A 15,375-nucleotide genomic window follows, 5' to 3' on the forward strand; every position below is an offset into this window, starting at 1 on the left:
CGGGATGAGGATCATGCTGACAAAAGGCGACGATTATCCGTTGCACCAGACCAGCGAGCCGATTGCGTTCGCCGGGACCGACCGCAACTTCTACGACCGCTATTTCTTCAACGGCTACAGCGCGGACGGCAGCGTCTTTTTCGCCGCCGCGATGGGGTTTTACCCCCAGCTCGGCATCGTCGATGCCAGCTTTTGCGTGATCGCCGAGGGGGTGCAGCATAATCTGCGCGCCAGCCGTCGTTCGGGCGGCGAACGGCTCGACCTGTCGGTCGGCCCCATCGCCATCACCATCGACGAACCGCTGCACAAGGTGACGCTGCGGATCGCCGCAGGCGATGGACCGCTGGCCGCCGAACTGACGTTCACCGGGCGGCATTTTCCGATCGAGGAACCGCGCTTCATCCGCCGCAACGGTACGCGGCTGTTCATGGACTATACGCGGATGACGCAGAACGGCCGCTGGTCGGGATGGCTTTCGATCGACGGCGCGCGCACCGATCTTGGCGCGGGGTGGACGGGTACCCGCGACCGGAGCTGGGGGGTGCGGCCGGTCGGTGCCGCCGAACCGCAACCGCCGCCGGAGGGCAATTTCAACCAGTTCTTCTGGCTGTGGACGCCGTGCAACTTCGAGGCCGCATCGCTCTTCTTCCACAGCAATGACGATGGTGTCGGCGCGCCATGGAACCGGCGCGGCGTGATCAGCGGCGACGACGGGACCGAACGCCATTTCGATGCGCCCGGCTTTGCCATCGACTGGCAGAGAGGGACGCGCCGCATCGCACGAATGACCGCCGATCTCGGCGGCGGCCGCGCGCTGGCCCTGACCCCGGCGGGTCCGGTGTTCGCGATGAGCGGGCTCGGCTACACGCATCCCGTCTGGGGCCACGGGCTCGATCATGGCGCCGAGCTTGCCGTCGCGCATGACCGGCTGACCGAGGCCGAGCGCGGCTGGGGCAATCCGCTGGCGATGCACATCCAGGCTTTCGTGACTGCGGAACTGATCGATGGCGGACGGACCCACCACGGCGTCGGGGTGCTCGAACAATTGTTCGTCGGACCGCACAGCCCGACCGGATTGACCGGCCTGATGGATCCCGCTGCATGAGCTTTCCGACCGCGCCGCAGGCGATGACGGCAGACTGGATCGCCGACAAGCTGGGTCAGCCCAAGGGCGCGCTCAAAGGCTTTAGCGCTGCCGCCATCGGCACCGGGCAGATGTGCGACAGCTTTCGTCTGACGCTCGATTGGGCGGACGGCACCGGGCTGCCCCCAACGATCGTCGCCAAATGCCCGAGCCATGACGAGGCAAGCCGCAATATCGCGGCGCTCACCGCCACCTATGTCAAGGAAGTGAGCTGGTATCGCGAACTGGCAGCGGGCAGCGGCGTCGCGGCACCGCACTGCTACCATGCCGATATTGCGGACAATGACGTCGACTTCATCCTGCTCCTCTCCGACCTCGCGCCGGCGCGGCAGGGCGACCAGCTCGCCGGGCTCAGTCTTGCCGGGCTCGTGCCTTGCATCGACGCCGCGGCAGGGCTGCATGCGCTGTTATGGAACGACGTCCACGCGGATGCGCTGCCATGGCTGAACCGCGACACGAGCCAACTCGTCCGCGCGCTGTTTCCCGCACTCTATGAGGGGTTTCGCGAGCGCTACGCGGGTCGGCTCGACCGCGACGCGCTCGATCTCGGCGCCGGGATCGTCGATCGTCTCGACGCCTATCTGACGCGCACGCCGGCCGCGCGCACGATCGTTCACGGCGACCTGCGCATCGACAATATCCTCTTCGCCCCCGACGGAGCGCGTTGCTGGCTGGTCGACTGGCAGACATTGGGCCGTGGCAGCGGCGCGACCGACATCGCCTATCTGGTGGGGACGAGCATCGCCGATCCGGTTGAACGCGCGGCCGCCGATCGCGCCGCCTTCGACTCCTGGATCTCTGCGCTGCGCGCGCGCGGCGTCGAACCCGACGAAGCGGAATTGTGGGACGATTATCGTGTCGGGGCGCTGAGCGGATATTTCATGGCGGTGTTCGCATCGATGAATGTCGAGCGCACCGAACGCGGCGACGAAATGTTCGCGGTGATGGCCGAGCGCCCCGCGCGGCAGGCGATCGCGCTCGGCAGCCTCGACCTTCTCTAGGTGGCGACGAGGCTGTCGACCACCGCCTCGACGATCGCAGCACAAAAGGCGTCGAGGTCGTCGGGGCAGCGGCTCGTGATGATCCCGCGATCAACGACCACCGCCTCGTCGAGCAGCTTTGCGCCAGCGTTATCGATGTCGGTACGGATCGACTTGTAACCGGTCATCCGACGACCTTCGGCCAGTCCGGCCTCGATCAGAAGCCATGGCGCATGACAGATGGCGGCAATCGGCTTACCCGCTTTGGCGAAGGCGCGGATCAGGTCGATCGCCGCGTCTTCTACGCGCAGCAAATCGGGATTGATCTGCCCGCCCGGGAGCACCAGCGCGTCATAATCTTCGACATCAACGTCCTTGATCAGACGATCGACCGCGACCTTGTTGCCCCAGTCGTCGCCGTCCCAGCCGCGAATGTCGTCCGTCCGCAGCGACGCGATGCTTATGTCGGCGCCTGCGTCCTCAAGCTGCTTCAACGGCACTTCGAGTTCGGATTGTTCGAAACCATCGGTCGCCATGATCAATATCTGGCGGCCGGTGAGCGATGCGGCGTTCGGCATGGGCTTTCTCCTTTGATGCTCTTGCCAAGCCAACGCGCCGCCATCGCCCGATGTTGCAGTCGGCGCTTAGAAAGCACCACGCAAAAAGGGCGGCCCGTCGCCGGACCGCCCCCTTTGCATCGCTGACGTGGGTGGGCGTCAGAAGTGGAAAGTCACCGAACCGCGATAGCTCTGGTTCGACACATCCTTGCGACCGATCGTCGTGTCGGCGCCAATTGAGAGGTCGACATTGCCGGTCGACAGCGTCAGCCCGGCACCGACTTCGGCCCAATCCTTGTCGGTACCCGCCAAACCGAAGATAGCATTGGGACCGAGCCCGCCGACGAAATTCGCTCCGAAGGCCGCCGGCGCATCCTTGAATTCATGCACATAATCGGCGTTCAGATAGGGCTGAACCTTGCTGCCGGCCTTGCCCGACAGGGCGAGCCCGGCGCGCGCCTGCACGCTGTCCACGCTGTCGCGATCATAGACGAGCGCCGGAACGCCGCCCGTTTCCTTATATTTGGAGAAGCCGATATGCGTGGCGCGTAGCGCCGCGCGCGGACCGATTTCCATCGAACCGGCATCGAACATCTTTGCCAGGCTGACCTCGCCCGACACGACAAGCGAACTGTCTTCGCCGGTCAGCGTATAAGGCGTGCCGACCAGATCGGCGATACGTGTGGTCTTCGATCCGAAGGCACCGGCGCTCGCCTGCGCGGCAAGCTCGACACCGCCCGCGAAGCGGGTCTTGCCGTAGAGCGTACCCTGGACCAGCGTGCCCTTCGCCGACTGGCCGGCGACCGCGGTGTTACCCTTGACGTCGGTGTAGCTGAGCGAGAAGCCGACCAGACTGCCGTCGCCGACCGCCTTTTCAACGCCGCCCGCAAGGTAGAAGCCGTCGAATTGATCGCGGCCGGCCGCCGGAACCGCCGTAGCCATCGCACGGCTGTCGCCGTCCAGATAACCGCCGGCAAGGAAGCCGCTCATGTCGTCGGGCAGCTTGCCCTGTTCGACCGCCATCGGCGCCGAATCGCTGCGCACCGCAGCGCCGTCGGCACCCGCCGCTGTCATGTTGAGCGCAGCAAGCTGCATGGGTCGGCCGATATAGGCCAGCGTTCCACCCATGCTGGCTTCATCGAGCCGCTGGAGCCGGTCGCGGGTAAAGCGCGCCATATTGTCGACGGCGACGGTCGCAAGCGAACCGCGCAACGTTTCGGTCCGCGGCGCCCAGCTGTCGAGCGTCGCCTGGATCGTTGCTGCGCTTTGCATGTCGAGCGGGCCGTAAACTCCCGAAAGACCTGCCGCACCGCGCGAATTGTCGAGCAGTTGCGCATAGGCCTGCTGAACGGGCGATGCGCCGCTGACCACATTTTCGTAGAGACCGGCGTCGATCGCCACCGTGACCGACGCGGGACCGTAAGTCAGCGTGGGCGTCAGGATTGCGGAAATATTGGCGACATTGTCGAATGTCCCTGTAATTCCGCCTTCCGCGGTCAGGAAGACATATTCATCGCCCGCCTTGACCGAATAGCCGCTGGCCGGCGAGAAAACCACCGAACCGCCAAGGTCGGCCGTGCCGAGCGACGTGCCGTTCGCGACAACCGACAGCAGATCGGACGTGCCGTCACCCAGATTGACGAACAACTGACTGCCCGATGCAAGCACCAGATTGCCCCCGACGGTCAGCGTCCCGACGGTCGTGGTCGTGCCGGGTGCGATCTGGCCGGTGACGCTGGTCAGATAGGGCGCATTGATCCGCCCCGAACCGAGCAGGCCGCCGCCCATCAGGCTATAGTCGCCGATCGTCGTCAACGTGCCGTCGACCTGATTGAGCCCGGCAAATTGCGTCGTGTTCATCAGCGTGGTGAGCGATGCGCCGCTTGCGATGACCAAACCCGCGTCGGCAGTCCCGATGCTCAGACGGTCGATGGTGATATCGGCGCCCGACAGCGTCGTCGTTCCCGCTGCTGCCAGCGTAACGTCGAAATAGCGCGCCGCGGTGCCCGCGGTGTTGTCGGGGTCCGAATTGTCGGGCACGAAACCGGTCGCGCCCGGCAGTCCGTTGGTCAGCGTGGCAGACGGCAGAACCGTCCCCGTCCCATCGGCCTGCGCTTCGGGTGCAATGCCGTCGATGAACCCGCCGGCGGCCGTGACCTGCCCCTGACCGGCGTTATTGCCAGCCGTCCCGATCGGATCGCCCGTCACCGTTTCGACGCCCGTCGCCGTATCGTAACAGTCGTTAAGGCCCGTCGTCTGATAGCAGATTTGCCCGAAATCCCCTTCGGTCCCGAAAATCTGCTCACCAGGCGTCGTCGGAATGCCGTTAACGGGCTGACCGCCGGACAGGATCATATAGGCGGGATCGAGCGTCGAAACCCAATGATTGGCATCGGTCCACTGTCCGTTTCCGGCCTTCGTCCCGACATAGTGATAGGGATTGTTTTCCGCGATCCAGTCCCAATAGAGGTAGAGCGGCTGATAAAAGCTGACGGCGCCGTAGCTATAGGGCGCCTGGCCGTTGAAGAAGCGCGAATAGCCGCCCGACAGCACGCCAATCACCAACTGCTTCGAAAAATTCTGCAGAATCAGCGGCCCGCCCGAATCGCCGGGAGCGGTGATGCCTTCGGTCGGCGTGCCGTCCTCTGCGGTGCGCGCATTGTCGCGGAACGCGTTGAAATCGAACACACTCGCACCCGAAAAGCCGCGGCGCGGATCGTCGAAGTCGAGGAAATAGAGATTCTGGGTCAGCCCATTGGGGGCTCCGCCGAACAGAAAACCCTCGAAGGTTTCGAGGTCGGTCAGCGCGCCGAGGATGTTTTCGGCGGCGCGGCGACGGAAATCGGAACCGCCCGTCTGGCCGGTTTCGCCTGTTCCGACGCTGCCATATCCGTAGATGCCGACATTGTATCCGGTGCCGTCTGCGGTGACATCGGTCGGGGGCAGCGGCGAGAAGAGCAGCGCCCAAGTGGGAACATCGGCCGCCGGGGTGTCGAGCGTAGCGAGCGCGACGTCGCCATAGAGGAAGCTCTGCGCATCCGGCTCGAGCGAATAGGGATTATAGGCGACATGGTTGACGTTATAGAAGGATTGTGCGGTGTTCGTTTCATACTGCCCCGTGCCGTCGGCACCGCCGAACAGCCAACGGATCAATTCATCTGTCTCCCCCGGCGCGTTGGCACGCAGGTTGTTCTCGAAGCCGAACCCGATCGGAATCCCGCCCGTCGCCGCGCCATAGTCGGCACCGGGCGCCTCATTGACGCAGTGCGCCGCAAAAATCACCGTGCGCGGATTGATCAGGGTGCCGGTGCACAAGCCGACGAAGCCACCGCCCTGATCGATGATCATCTGGCCGATCCCCGTCACATTGTTCGGATCACGCGCACTCACCGTCGTTCCGGGGTTGGCGATCAGAATTTCGGGTTCGGGCGACACCTTGACGGTATAGGCGCCCGCCTGGGTGATGTTCAGACCGTCGTCTTGCGGTTCGGGCGCCACGGCGTCGAGAAAGCCGGCACCGGCCACCGGAGCCGCGCTCGCTTCGACCTGCGCCGAAGCAGGTGCCGCCTGAAAAATCCCGGCAGCGCACACGGACGCGAGAAGAACACCGCGGCGCGCACGCCGCGAGATCGGAAAAGATTGCATTTTCTACCCCCTGATTCAGTGTCATCCGATCCGGGTCGGGATCGACTGACATGGGGACAGAATAACCGCTGTCACGAATATGACAATGTTCGTTTACAGATATTTAGCCATTTCGGAGGCGGTCCCGGGGCACAGGCGTGGACCACGCAAAAAGGGCGGCCCGTCGCCGGACCGCCCTCCTTTTCTCCGCCCGTCGGCGGAAGAAACTTAGCGCTTCGAGAACTGGAAGCTGCGGCGGGCCTTCGCCTTGCCGTATTTCTTACGCTCGACCGCGCGGCTGTCGCGGGTCAGGAAGCCGGCCGCCTTGACCGTGCCGCGAAGCGCCGGTTCGAAGCGGGTCAGCGCCTGCGCGATGCCGTGCAGGACGGCGCCTGCCTGGCCCGACAGGCCGCCGCCCTTGACGGTCGCGACGACGTCATACTGGCCGGCGCGTTCGGTCAGGCCGAAGGGCTGGTTGATGACGAGGCGCAGCGTCGGGCGCGCGAAATAGACTTCCTGGTCGCGGCCGTTGACGGTGATCTTGCCCGTGCCGGGCTTGACCCACACGCGGGCGACGGCGTCCTTGCGGCGACCGGTCGCATAGGCGCGGCCCTGCTTGTCGACCTGCTTTTCGCGGAGCGGAGCCGTCGGAGCGGCCGGAGCGACGGTGCCTTCGACGGCGCCGGCGAGATCCTTGAGATCGGTCATGGTCTGTTCGTCAGCCATTATGCACCCACCTTGTTCTTGCGGTTCATCGACGCGACGTCGATCACTTCGGGGCTCTGCCCTTCGTGCGGATGTTCGCTGCCGGCGAAAATGCGCAGGTTGCGCATCTGCTGGCGACCGAGCGGGCCGCGCGGGATCATGCGCTCGATGGCCTTTTCGAGCACGCGCTCGGGGAAGCGGCCTTCCAGAACCTTCTGGGCGGTGACTTCCTTGATTCCGCCGGCATAGCCGGTGTGCTTGTAATAGACCTTGTCGGACAGCTTCTTGCCGGTGAACTTCACCTTTTCGGCGTTGATGACGATGACATTGTCACCGCAATCGACGTGGGGGGTAAAGCTCGGCTTGTGCTTGCCGCGCAGGATATTGGCGATGATCGAAGCGACGCGGCCAACAACCAGGCCGTCGGCGTCGATCAGCACCCATTTCTTTTCGACCGTACCGGCATTCGCCGACTGGGTCGTCTTGGTCAGCGCCTTCATGGCACGCTCCTTGACAGAGATGGACGGGAGCGACCGGCCGGACGGCCCGCCACCCCGAAAACAAACCGCGCCGCCCGACCCCAAGGGGACTCAAGCGGCGCTTCGACGCGGGCCAATGGCGGTAGACAGACCGAAAGTCAAGCTGAGAGCGGCTTTGCTGACGGGTATTATGATACCATCAGCTGGGATCACCCGGTTCGAGCGCCCTGATCCGCTCCTCGACCAGCTTGCGATCGGCGGCGTTTCCGGTCGCCAGGAAGCTCTGGCGGCGCTCCTCGGCGAGCAGCCCGGTCGCCAGATCGATCGTCCAGCGCGTATCGACCTCGATCGGCTGCGCCGCGCCGGCGGCGGGCGGCTCGCTCGCCGATATGGTGCGCCGGCCGGCGACGGTGACGGTCATGATCGGACCGTCGGCGCCGTTCGGGATCGCGCCGTTCGCGGGCACGACGAGGGCGCGGATGTCGGCACTCGCCAGCTTGTCGCGCTCGGCTGGCGGCAAGGCAGCGATGATCTGCGCGGCCTGCTTCGCCTCGGGCCGGTCCGACGACTCCGCAAGCGCCTGCGCCCGGTCGACGACGCGGCGCCACAGCCCGTCGGGGTCGACCATATCGACCGAGCTGCCGTCGGCGGGGACGAAATAGGTCAGCGTCTCGCCGATCAGCGGGTCGATCATCAGCCGCAGCGTGCGCACGACTTCGGGATGCGCGTCCGACTCGACGCGGTCGATCCGCGCCAGCAACTGATAACCGCGCCCGACGCGCTGCCACCGCAAATCATAAACGAGCGCAAAGCTGGTGAAGCCGCCGTCGCGGCTCAACCGCCGCGTTGCGACGCGATAGGTGAGCGGACGATCGAGCGGCGGTGCGAAGGCCAGCGCGGCAACCTGCTGCGTTTCCGAAGGGACCGGAGGCTCCGGCGCCTGCGCCGCAAGCAGCAACAGGGCACCGAGAGCGATCATGCCGCTGCGCGACCGAGGCGGTGCAGCGCGGCGGCAGTCGTCGCGACGAGAATGGCGCCCGTCACCTGGTGCAACACCGCAATCCACATCGATACGCCGGTCACGACCGTCAGAATGCCGAGCGTCATCTGCGCCGCGACAACCAGCAGCAGGAGCCCGGCCTCGCGCCGAGCCCCTTGCCGGGCGAGCGAGCGCGCCAGCAACAGCAACGCGCCCGCGGCGACCCACGACCACCAGCGATGGAGGAAATGGATGAGGAAGGGATCGTTGGAGACGGCGAGCCACGTGCCGCCCGACCAGTCGATGCCTTCGGGAACGAAATGATCGTTCATCAGCGGCCATGTGCTTGCGACATAGCCCGCGTTGAGCCCGGCGACCCATGCGCCGAGCAGCAGCTGGACGATCAGGATCGCGATAACGCCCAACGCCGCGCCGGTCAGGCGCGCCGGCCGCGCGCCAGGATCGTGCGCCAGAACGGCAAGATCGCGCGCGGTCCAGACGAGCCCCGCGAGCAGGAACAGCGCGGTCAGAAGGTGCGTCGCCAGTCGGAAATGGCTGACATCGGTGCGATATTCGAGTCCCGACGCGACCATCCACCAACCGATCGCGCCCTGCAGACCGACAAGCGCGGCGAGCGCGAACAGCCGCCAGCCATAGCCCGCCGGAATCGCGCGGCGCCATGCGTACCAGGCAAGCGGCACCAGCAAAGCCATGCCGACCAGACGGCCAAGGATCCGGTGCAGCCACTCCCAGAAGAAGATCCCCTTGAAGGCCGCGAGCGACATGCCGAGGTTGATCTCCTTATATTCGGGGATCCGCTTGTATTTTTCGAACTCGGCCTGCCATCCGGCCTCGGTCAGCGGCGGCAGCACCCCCGATACGGGCTTCCATTCGGTGATCGACAGCCCCGATTCGGTCAGCCGGGTGATGCCGCCGACGGCGACGACCATGATGACGAGGATGGCAACAGCCCACAGCCAGCGCGCGAGCGCGGCGGGGCGGGGATGGAGCGGCCGGGCCGATGACGAAGCGTTCAACATCGCCCCGCCCTATCGGCGCTTGCCGGGCGATAGGCAAGAGGCGGCGGCGGCGCTCGAAATTCATGGCTCCGACAGAAAGGCGCTGATAAGTCGGCGCCCATGCTGCGCCTGTCCGCCGCCCTTCTGCTTGCCATCTCCGCCCCCGCCGCCGCGATGGCCGAGCCCTCTCCCTATCCGGCGCTCGCGGCGCTCGAGGCGCGCGTCGCGACCATCGGCTACCGCCTGACGACGGGCAATGCGCCATGGTGCGCGAGGGTCCAGCCGCAGTTCGGCTGGCTGTGGGGCGATCCGCGGCTTTATTCCGACGCGCAGCGCCCGGCTGCCGAGGCCGCCTACGGCGCCGCAGACACCGACACGCCTTTCCTCGCCGCGGTCGCCGCGGGCTCGCCCGCTGCCGCCGCCGGGCTGCATGCGGGGAGCCTGGTGCAAGGCCTTGCCGGTTCCCTGCCGCCGCAGGGCGAGGGCAGCGACGCCTATGCCCGCATCGCCGCGCTCGAAAGGCTGTTTGCAGGCCTGCCGAGCGACCGGCCGGCCATGCTCGACACCGGCAAGGCTCCGGTACGGATCGTACCGGTGGTCGGCTGCGCGACCGATTTCCGCGTCGACGCCCGCGACCGCCCCGACGGGGCCGCCGACGGCCGGCTCGTCGTCATTTCCGCAGGGCTGGCGCAATTCGCAAAGGACGACGCCGAGCTGGCGGCTGCCGTCGCGCACGAACTCGCGCATAATATTCTCGGGCATCGTGCCCGGCTCGACGCCGCGGGGGTCGATCGCGGACTGTTGCAGCAGTTCGGCCGCAATGCGCGGCTGTTCAAGCAGACCGAGATCGAAGCCGATCGCCTGTCGCCCTGGCTGATGGCGAATGCCGGCTATGACCCGCGCGCAGCAGTCCGCTTCTGGACCGCTTTCGGCCAACGTGCCGGCCGTCCGCTGCTTCAGGCGGGAACTCACCCCCGATGGCAGGACCGCGCCGCCTCGATCGAAAGGGAGGTTCGGGCGATCGACGCGCAGCGCGCCGCGGGCCAGCCGCTCGCGCCGCCGCTCACCAGCGCGCCGCCGCCCTTGGAATAGAAGGCGCCCGACCCTATCTGGGCGTCTCCTACCCCATCAAAGGCCCACCCCATCAAAGGATCGACGCGATGACAGAGACCGCCATTTTCGCCGGAGGCTGCTTCTGGTGCACCGAAGCGGTGTTCAAATCGCTGGCGGGCGTCGAAAGCGTCGAAAGCGGCTATATCGGCGGATCGGTCGCCAATCCGACCTACAAGCAGGTGTGCAGCGGCGATACGGGGCATGCCGAGGCGATCCGCATCGGATATGATCCGGCGGCCATTTCCTACGCCGATCTGCTCGACGTGTTCTTCGCGACGCACGATCCGACGCAGCTCAATCGCCAGGGCAACGACATCGGCACCCAATATCGCAGCGCCGTCTTTCCGCTCGACGAAACGCAGGCGGCGGCGGTCGAGGCCGCAATCGCGCGCGCGCAGCCCGATTGGCCCGCGCCGATCGTGACGCGCATCGAACCGGCGTCGACCTGGTATCCCGCCGAGGATTATCATCAGGACTATTGGGACGGCGAAGGCCAGCGCAATCCCTATTGCATGGCCGTGATCCCGCCCAAGCTCGCAAAGCTGCGCAAGGGGTTTTCAGGGCGGCTGCGCGAGGCCTGAAGCCATCGAAAGACGGGCGGCCGACTGTTGCAATATGGCCGCATGGCGTCACTTTTCCTTGACTTAGCGGCGCTTTTCTCTAGCGGACGCCGCCTCGCGGGGGCAGGATCACCCCCTTCCGAGGTGGGGACCGCTACAGCGTGCTGATACCATTGCTCCTGATCGGCTCGTCGATGACGGCGCCGCAGCTCGCCATGCAGGCGGCGGCGCAAACTGTCGTGGACGACAGTCCGGGTGGCATGGCGCTGGCGGTCAACCGCATGCTCGGCGGCATCGTGACCTATGCGACATGGCCGAACGAGGCGCCGGGCGCCCCGCGCACCATGTGCGTCATCGGCACCCCGCGCCTGACCGAACGTCCGGCGCCCGATCTGCCCGGCCGCGGATCGGTGAGCGTCCGGCGCGTCAGCGCCGCAGCGGCAATCGGCGGCGCGGGCTGTCACATGCTCTATCTCGGGCAAATGCCGGCGGTCGACCGGCAGCGGCTGATCGGCTGGGTGCGCGGAAAGGCGGTGCTCACGGTCACCGACGACGACAGCAACTGCAACCTCGGCGCGATGTTCTGCCTGAACGCGCAGGGTCAGCGGCTCAGCTTTTCGGTCAATCTCGATTCGATCGGCCGCGGCACGGTGCGCGTCGATCCGCGCGTGCTCAAGATCGGCAGCGACGGAGGACCGCGATGACGCCGTCCCCCGCCCCCGAACGCAGCGGCGCGCGCACGACCCTGCAAAAGCTGCTGTCGCGCTTTCACTTCGGGGTCACGCTACTCGCGGTCGCGCTGTCGGGGATCACGATCCTGCTCGCCGGGATCACGACGCTGCGCGGCTATGCCGACCGCAATATGGAACTGGCGGCGCAGGTCGCGGCCTATGGCGTCGAACCCGCGCTCGTCTTCAACGATCCGCAGGCGGCGCGCGAGGGGTTGCAGCCGCTCACCAGGATACCCGGCATCGCGCGCTTGCGCGTGCTCGACGACAAGGGACGGCTGCTCACCGAATGGGTGTCGCCGCACGGCGATGCGATGCCGATGCTCACGGGCTTTTTCTTTCCGCGGCCCTTTGCGACCACCGTCCAGCGCAACGGGTCGGTGATCGGGACGATCGAGGTGTGGGGCGACAGTTCGACGCTGACCCATTATGTACGGCTTGGCCTGCTCGCCGGCCTCGCCTGCCTGCTCATTACCGCGATCGGCACGGTCATCCTCGCCCGGCGCTTCGAATATGAGCTGGTCAAGCCGCTCGGAGAGATTGCAACCGTCGCGCACGACGTCCGGCTGCACCGCCGTTTCGACAAAAGGGTACAGGGGCTCGGCATTGCCGAACTCGACCGGCTCGGCGGCGACATCAACGCGCTGCTCGACGAGCTGCAGGGCTGGCAGGGGCATATGGAAAGCGAAAAGGCGCTGCTCGCCCACCGCGCCTCCCACGATCCGCTCACCGCGCTGCCTAACCGCGCGGCGTTCGACGAAGCGCTGGCGGCGCGGCTGGCTGCGGGTGCCGCCCGCTTTGCGCTGCTGTTCATCGATGCCGATAATTTCAAGGCGGTGAATGACGGCTTTGGTCACGCCGCCGGCGACGCGGTGCTTGTGGCGCTGTCGCAGCGGATCAAGGCACTGCTTCACCCGGGCGATTTCGCCGCGCGCATCGGCGGCGACGAATTCGTGATGATCGTCGATCCGGCCGGACATGACGCACAACCCGACTCGCTCGCCGAGCGCCTTCGCGCGGCCATCGCCGATCCGATCACGCTGCCCGGCGGCGACAGCTACCGCCTGTCGGTCAGCATCGGGGTTGCCGTGCATCCTGCCGACGGCACCGATCCCACCGCGCTGCTGACCGCGGCGGATGCCGCCATGTATGCCGACAAGCTCGGCAAGCTCTCGAAATGACGACCCCCCGGAGACCTGCAATGACCCATGCCGCCCCCCGCCACCTTCGCACCCTGTTCGCGCTGGCCGTCGCCGCATTGCTCGCAGCGTGCCAGAGCATGCCGGCGCCAAAGGGCTTCAATGCCGCACAGATCGCGGTGCTGAAGGAAGAAGGCTTCATCCCCGCCCCCGCGGCCACCGACGACAGCTGGCAGCTCACGATGGCCGATCGCCTGCTGTTCGCGACCAACGAAAGCGCGATCCAGCCCGAACAGACCGAACGGCTCGGCAAGCTCGCGCAGCGTTTGATCGCGGTCGGCATCCCCGGCGCGCGCGTCGAAGGCCACACCGATTCGGTAGGGGCAACCGACTATAACCAGAAGCTCTCCGAAGCCCGGGCCCAGGCCGTTGCCGCGCCGCTGATCGCGGGCGGAATGCAATTCGCCCCCGGCCAGATTATCGGGCGCGGTGAAACCATGCCGCTGTCGCCGAACGATACGCCCGAAGGCCGGCAGGACAATCGCCGCGTCGTCATCATCGTGACGCCCTGAACCGCCGTCGGCCCTGCCTTTCCACACCGCCCGATCCCCGCTAAGAGCCCGGCCATGAAACCGATCCGCAAAGCCGTCTTTCCCGTCGCCGGCCTCGGCACGCGCTTCCTGCCTGCGACCAAGGCGATCCCCAAGGAAATGCTGCCTGTCGTCGACCGGCCGCTGATCCAATATGCGGTCGACGAGGCGCGCGAGGCGGGGATCGAGCAGATGATCTTCGTCACCGGCCGCGGCAAGAGCGCGATCGAGGATCATTTCGACATCGCCTTCGAACTCGAACGCACGATGTCCGAACGCGGCAAGGATTTGTCGGTGCTGGAACCCACGCGGCTCGGTCCCGGCAATTGCGCCTATGTCCGCCAGCAGGAGCCGATGGGGCTGGGCCACGCGATCTGGTGCGCCCGCGACATCGTCGGCGACGAACCCTTCGCGATCTTCCTGCCCGACGAATTCATGCACGGCAGCCCCGGCTGCATGAAGCAGATGGTCGATGCCTATCACAAGGTTGGCGGCAATCTGATCTCGGTGCTCGAAGTGCCGCACGAACAGGTGTCGAGCTATGGCGTGATCGCGCCGGGCCGCGCCGAGGGCGCCTTGACCGAGGTGCGCGGCCTTGTCGAAAAGCCCGCGATCGACGACGCCCCGTCGAACCTCATCATCTCGGGCCGCTATATCCTCCAGCCCGACGTCATGCGCGTGCTTGAAAGCCAGGAAAAGGGCGCAGGCGGCGAAATCCAGCTCACCGACGCCATGGCGACGATGATCGGGCGGCAGCCCTTTCACGCGGTCACCTTCGACGGCGCCCGCTACGACTGCGGATCGAAGGCCGGCTATATTCAGGCCAATCTGGCGATCGCGCTCGAACGCCCCGACATGGCCGCCGATGTGCGCGCCTTCGCGCTCGATCTGCTCAAATAGGAAGCGCAGGGCGGAAACCGGCGGGGACGCGCCCCGCCGGTCCGTTCGTCATTCGCCCTCGATATCGGGCTTGGGAAAGCGATCGGCGCCCAGCGTCTTGTAGAGCCAGCCCCCGGCAAGCCCGCCGGCGAGCGGTGCGAGCCAGAACAGCCAGAGCTGCTGAAGCGCCAGCCCGCCGACCACGAGCGCCGGGCCGGTGCTGCGCGCGGGATTGACCGAGGTGTTGGTCACCGGGATCGAGATGAGGTGGATGAGCGTGAGCGCGAGGCCGATGGCCAGCGGCGCGAAACCCGCGGGTGCGCGGCCGTCGGTCGATCCCATGATGACCCACAGGAAACCCGCGGTCAGCACGACCTCGATAATCAGCGCCGACCAGATGTCGTAATGGCCGGGCGAGCCGTCGCCGAAACCGTTGGCGGCGAGGCCCTTGGTCGCAAGATCGAAATCGGGATTTCCGCTTGCGATATAATAGAGAAGAAAAGCGGCGACGATCGCGCCCAGCACCTGCGCGACGACATAGAGCGGAATGTCGCGCGACTGGAAGCGGCCGCCGGCCCACAGGCCGACCGTGACCGCGGGGTTCAGATGACAGCCCGAGATATGGCCGATGGCATAGGCCATGGTGACGACCGTCAGGCCGAAGGCGAGCGCGACGCCGAGCAATCCGATGCCGACATCGGGAAAGGCCGCCGCCAGAACCGCGCTGCCGCAACCGCCGAAGACAAGCCAGAATGTGCCGATAAACTCGGCCAGACCCTTTTGCATATTGGTCATATGGACCCTCCCTCCCTCCCGGGGCCGGAAGCGCCGCGGGCGCGGGAGCAACCTATCACAGCCGATGCCCCCGGCAAGTCTTTG

At 66.3% G+C, this 15,375-nt stretch carries 15 protein-coding genes; 8 read left to right on the forward strand and 7 right to left on the reverse strand.

Annotated features, from left to right (window positions below):
- The first annotated feature begins 13 nt into the window (after window positions 1-13).
- Together EBMC1_RS04315 and EBMC1_RS04320 are read left to right on the forward strand one after the other, a co-directional pair.
- A complete protein-coding gene (locus EBMC1_RS04315) occupies window positions 14-1,105 on the forward strand; it encodes a hypothetical protein (RefSeq protein ID WP_156000965.1) in 1,092 nt (363 codons plus the stop codon).
- The gene (locus EBMC1_RS04320; protein WP_003041175.1) at window positions 1,102-2,145 is read left to right on the forward strand and encodes a phosphotransferase; all 1,044 of its coding nucleotides are present in this window, start codon (window positions 1,102-1,104) and stop codon (window positions 2,143-2,145) included. Before EBMC1_RS04315 ends, EBMC1_RS04320 begins: the two co-directional genes overlap by 4 nt.
- On the opposite strand, the gene EBMC1_RS04325 is transcribed toward EBMC1_RS04320, so the two are convergent.
- The 6 genes from EBMC1_RS04325 to EBMC1_RS04350 all read right to left on the reverse strand — a co-directional run bounded on the left by EBMC1_RS04325 (window position 2,142) and on the right by EBMC1_RS04350 (window position 9,508).
- Entirely contained in the window at window positions 2,142-2,702 is a 561-nt protein-coding gene (locus EBMC1_RS04325) for a type 1 glutamine amidotransferase domain-containing protein (RefSeq protein WP_003041179.1), read from the reverse strand. The two genes, EBMC1_RS04320 and EBMC1_RS04325, sit on opposite strands and share 4 nt — an antisense overlap.
- Before the next feature lie 138 nt (window positions 2,703-2,840).
- Complete coding sequence (locus EBMC1_RS04330; RefSeq protein ID WP_003041181.1) at window positions 2,841-6,326, reverse strand: autotransporter domain-containing protein; 3,486 nt, start codon at window positions 6,324-6,326, stop codon at window positions 2,841-2,843.
- 207 nt (window positions 6,327-6,533) lie between these two features.
- A complete protein-coding gene (gene rpsI, locus EBMC1_RS04335; protein ID WP_003041184.1) occupies window positions 6,534-7,031 on the reverse strand; it encodes a 30S ribosomal protein S9 in 498 nt (165 codons plus the stop codon).
- Window positions 7,031-7,510, reverse strand: a complete 480-nt coding sequence (rplM, locus tag EBMC1_RS04340) for a 50S ribosomal protein L13 (RefSeq protein ID WP_003041188.1) — start codon at window positions 7,508-7,510, stop codon at window positions 7,031-7,033. The genes rpsI and rplM overlap by 1 nt, the downstream gene beginning before the upstream one ends.
- A 178-nt stretch (window positions 7,511-7,688) precedes the next feature.
- A complete protein-coding gene (locus EBMC1_RS04345) occupies window positions 7,689-8,468 on the reverse strand; it encodes a hypothetical protein (RefSeq protein ID WP_003041192.1) in 780 nt (259 codons plus the stop codon).
- Window positions 8,465-9,508 (reverse strand): COX15/CtaA family protein, encoded by a 1,044-nt coding sequence (locus EBMC1_RS04350; RefSeq protein ID WP_003041196.1) that lies wholly within the window; start codon window positions 9,506-9,508, stop codon window positions 8,465-8,467. Before EBMC1_RS04350 ends, EBMC1_RS04345 begins: the two co-directional genes overlap by 4 nt.
- A 99-nt stretch (window positions 9,509-9,607) precedes the next feature.
- Here EBMC1_RS04350 and EBMC1_RS04355 point away from each other — a divergent pair, with 99 nt between their 5' ends.
- The 6 genes from EBMC1_RS04355 to galU all read left to right on the forward strand — a co-directional run bounded on the left by EBMC1_RS04355 (window position 9,608) and on the right by galU (window position 14,517).
- Complete coding sequence (locus EBMC1_RS04355; protein WP_003041199.1) at window positions 9,608-10,579, forward strand: M48 family metallopeptidase; 972 nt, start codon at window positions 9,608-9,610, stop codon at window positions 10,577-10,579.
- Between the two features lie 68 nt (window positions 10,580-10,647).
- Window positions 10,648-11,181: a peptide-methionine (S)-S-oxide reductase MsrA gene (gene msrA / locus EBMC1_RS04360; protein WP_003041200.1), complete on the forward strand. Its 534-nt coding sequence runs from the start codon at window positions 10,648-10,650 to the stop codon at window positions 11,179-11,181.
- A 140-nt stretch (window positions 11,182-11,321) separates the two neighbouring features.
- Window positions 11,322-11,864, forward strand: coding sequence for a YfiR family protein (locus EBMC1_RS04365; RefSeq protein ID WP_156000967.1), 543 nt, complete (start codon window positions 11,322-11,324; stop codon window positions 11,862-11,864).
- Complete coding sequence (locus EBMC1_RS04370) at window positions 11,861-13,069, forward strand: diguanylate cyclase domain-containing protein (protein ID WP_003041205.1); 1,209 nt, start codon at window positions 11,861-11,863, stop codon at window positions 13,067-13,069. The genes EBMC1_RS04365 and EBMC1_RS04370 overlap by 4 nt, the downstream gene beginning before the upstream one ends.
- 20 nt (window positions 13,070-13,089) lie before the next feature.
- Window positions 13,090-13,599, forward strand: a complete 510-nt coding sequence (locus tag EBMC1_RS04375) for an OmpA family protein (RefSeq protein WP_003041208.1) — start codon at window positions 13,090-13,092, stop codon at window positions 13,597-13,599.
- Window positions 13,600-13,653: 54 nt separating this feature from the next.
- A complete protein-coding gene (gene galU, locus EBMC1_RS04380; protein ID WP_003041212.1) occupies window positions 13,654-14,517 on the forward strand; it encodes a UTP--glucose-1-phosphate uridylyltransferase GalU in 864 nt (287 codons plus the stop codon).
- A 48-nt stretch (window positions 14,518-14,565) separates the two neighbouring features.
- Here galU and aqpZ read toward each other — a convergent pair whose 3' ends face one another.
- Window positions 14,566-15,291, reverse strand: a complete 726-nt coding sequence (aqpZ, locus tag EBMC1_RS04385) for an aquaporin Z (RefSeq protein ID WP_003041215.1) — start codon at window positions 15,289-15,291, stop codon at window positions 14,566-14,568.
- Between the last annotated feature and the right edge of the window lie 84 nt (window positions 15,292-15,375).

This window comes from Sphingopyxis sp. MC1 (genome assembly GCF_000371385.1).
GTDB classification, from domain to species: Bacteria; Pseudomonadota; Alphaproteobacteria; order Sphingomonadales; family Sphingomonadaceae; genus Sphingopyxis; species Sphingopyxis terrae.